This window comes from Actinoplanes siamensis, assembly GCF_016862395.1.
Classification (GTDB): Bacteria; Actinomycetota; Actinomycetes; order Mycobacteriales; family Micromonosporaceae; genus Actinoplanes; species Actinoplanes siamensis.
Window position 1 is genome coordinate 1 of the sequence record NZ_BOMW01000142.1, and the last position, 1,221, is coordinate 1,221.

Here is a 1,221-nt window from a genome sequence, read left to right on the forward strand (position 1 = left end):
GATCAAGACTTCAGAGATGGCGCGGTGCGGCTGGTCCGGGAGACAGGCAAGCCGATCGCGCAGGTGGCCCGCGACCTGGGGATCAAGGACGGGACCCTGGCGAACTGGGTGGCCCTGGACCGGCATCGGCGGGAGAACGGGACCGGCGACGGGCTGGGTGAGGACCAGCGGGCCGAGCTGGCCCGGCTGCGCAGGGAGAACGCCGAGCTGCGGATGCGGTGTGACGTGCTCAAGCGCAGTCTGGCCCTCTGGGTCGAGGACACGATGGGCCGGTAGCCATGGCCGGGTTCATCGCCGCCCAGAGGGCACAGTTCGGTATCCCGTACGCGGTGTCGTGCCGGGCCCTGCAGGTGTCGCCGGCCTGGCTGTACAAGTGGCTGCACGGTGACGGCTCGCTGCGCCGGGCCCGCAGGCAGGCGCTGACCGTGCTGGTCATCGCGTTGTTTTATCGGCACAAGGGCCGTTACGGCTCCCCGCGGATCACCGACGACCTGCACGCGATGGGTTGGCGGGTCAGCGTGAACACCATCGCGCAGGTCATGGCCGAGCAGCACCTGGTCGCCCGCCCGAAGCGCCGCCGCCGGAGCCTGACCGTGCCGGACAAGTCCGCGCGCAAGGCTGTGGATCTGCTCAACCGCGACTTCAGCCCGCCGGCAGCAGCGAATGTGGCCTGGGTCGGCGACCTCACCGACATCCCCTGCGCCGAGGGGCGGTTCTACCTGGCCACGGTGCTGGATCTGCATTCGCGCCGGGCGGTCGGCTTCGCGATGGGTGCCTACCACGACCCGGTTCTGGCCACCGCGGCGTTGCAGGTGGCGATCGCCATTCGTGGCGGTGACGTGGCCGGGGTGATCTTCCATACCGATCAGGGCGGCGAATACACCGGCAGGGTGTTCGCGGCCGCGTGCCGCCGGGCGAAGGTGCGCCAGTCGATGGGCCGGACCGGTTCGGCGCTGGACAACGCGGTCGCCGAGTCGTTCAACTCCACCCTGCAGTTCGAACTTCTCGCCGACGCCGGCCGCTACGCCACCCGGGCGCAGGCCCGGACCGCGGTCGCCGCGTTCATCGACGAATACAACCACGAACGGCGGCATTCAACCGCAGGCCGGCTCCCACCGGCGGTCTACGAAGCCCGGGTCCGCATCGAACGGGCGGCATGACGATCTGGAGAAAGGGAGGCGGCTACGCCGCCACTCTTCCCAACCCGTCAAGATCTAAAAA

2 protein-coding genes are annotated in these 1,221 nt (G+C 69.5%); both read left to right on the forward strand.

Annotation, left to right across the window (positions count from 1 at the left end; genetic code table 11):
• Positions 1-276 (forward strand): transposase (locus tag Asi03nite_RS37460; RefSeq protein ID WP_239103218.1); only part of this gene is annotated, 276 nt, incomplete at its 5' end.
• A 2-nt stretch (positions 277-278) separates the two neighbouring features.
• Positions 279-1,160 (forward strand): IS3 family transposase, encoded by an 882-nt coding sequence (locus Asi03nite_RS37465; RefSeq protein ID WP_203685251.1) that lies wholly within the window; start codon positions 279-281, stop codon positions 1,158-1,160.
• The last annotated feature ends 61 nt before the right edge of the window (positions 1,161-1,221 follow it).

Excerpts from the sequence above, each read along its gene's own strand:
- Asi03nite_RS37465 (WP_203685251.1), top strand. The coding sequence starts at position 279 with ATGGCCGGGTTCATCGCCGCCCAGAGGGCACAGTTCGGTATCCCGTAC.